A 1,379-nucleotide genomic window follows, 5' to 3' on the forward strand; every position below is an offset into this window, starting at 1 on the left:
CCACCGGTCGGCGGCGTCCGGGGGGGGGGCTCGGATATGTGTATAAGAGCCCGGGGGCGGGCCCGCGGCGGACGGGTCAGCTCTTGGGGACGATCACGACCGCCGTGCCGTACGCGCAGACCTCGGTGCCCACGTCGGCGCCGGAGGCCACGTCGAACCGCATCATCAGGACCGCGTTGGCGCCGCGGGCGCGGGCCTGCTCGACCAGCCGTTCCATCGCCTCGTTACGGGTCTCGACCAGGGTCTTGGTCAGGCCCTTCAGCTCGCCGCCCACCATCGACTTCAGGCCAGCGCCGATCTGGCTGCCCAGGTGGCGGGAGCGCACGGTGAGTCCGAAGACCTCGCCGATGACGTGCTGCACGTCATAGCCGGGCACGTCGTTGGTGGTGACGACCAACACGTCGGCCCCCTGCTGCTGGCCGCCGCCGTACTCTTCGATGCCCATCGCGCTACCTCCTGTTGCCCCACACGTCGGATGTGCGTGCGGGCTCCATGTGTCTTTCCGGAGATCATGACGCACGAAGGCGTCCGGGGGTTGGCTGGGCTGGAACGGGTGGGGGACGTCTGGCGTTGATACTTTTGGGCGGCACACCGCACCCCGCCGTACGCCGTCAGCTCCGCCCACTGCGACCGGGTTGCCTGCGCCGCCTGCACCCCCTGATCCAGGAGCCCCGTCACCCGTGACCACTCTCGCGCTTGGCCCCAGTTGGCTCGACCCGGACCACTTGATCGACCAGTTCGGCATCTATGGCGTGCTCGCCATCGTCTTCGCCGAGTCGGGCCTGCTCATCGGCTTCTTCCTGCCGGGTGACTCGCTGCTGTTCACCACCGGTCTGCTGGTCACCACCGACAAGATCACGATGGACCTGTGGCTGGTCTGCGTGCTGGTGGTGCTCGCGGCCGTCCTCGGTGACCAGGCCGGATACCTCTTCGGCCGCAAGGTGGGACCCAGCCTCTTCAAACGGCCCGACTCCAAACTCTTCAAACAGGAGAACGTGGAGAAGGCGCACGAGTTCTTCGAGAAGCACGGGCCGAAGTCGCTGGTGCTGGCCCGCTTCGTGCCGATCGTGCGGACGTTCACGCCGATCATCGCGGGCGTCAGCAGGATGAACTACCGCTCCTTCCTCATCTTCAACGTCATCGGCGGCGTGCTCTGGGGCGCGGGCGTCACGCTGCTCGGCGCGGGGCTCGGCAAGGTCGAGTGGGTGCACTCCAACATCGAGGCGATGCTCGTCGGCATCGTGCTGCTGTCGGTGGTGCCGATCGCGATCGAGTTCCTGCGCGCCCGCAGCAAGTCCAAGAAGGCCGCGGCGGCGGGCGGCGGGGCCCCGGCCGCGCCGCCCCGCCGCGCCCCCGCGCGCCCCGCCGCGCGCGCCCCC

Annotated in this window: 2 protein-coding genes; one reads left to right on the plus strand and one right to left on the minus strand. The window is 69.3% G+C overall.

What is annotated here, in order from left to right:
• Positions 1-76: 76 nt before the first annotated feature.
• Positions 77-445, minus strand: a complete 369-nt coding sequence (locus tag AAHZ94_RS34135; protein WP_349997565.1) for a YbjQ family protein — start codon at positions 443-445, stop codon at positions 77-79.
• A gap of 235 nt (positions 446-680) precedes the next feature.
• Here AAHZ94_RS34135 and AAHZ94_RS34140 point away from each other — a divergent pair.
• A partial coding sequence (locus tag AAHZ94_RS34140; RefSeq protein ID WP_349997566.1) for a DedA family protein occupies positions 681-1,379 on the plus strand: 699 nt, incomplete at its 3' end.

This window comes from Streptomyces sp. HSW2009 (assembly GCF_040240285.1).
Lineage (GTDB): Bacteria > Actinomycetota > Actinomycetes > Streptomycetales > Streptomycetaceae > Streptomyces.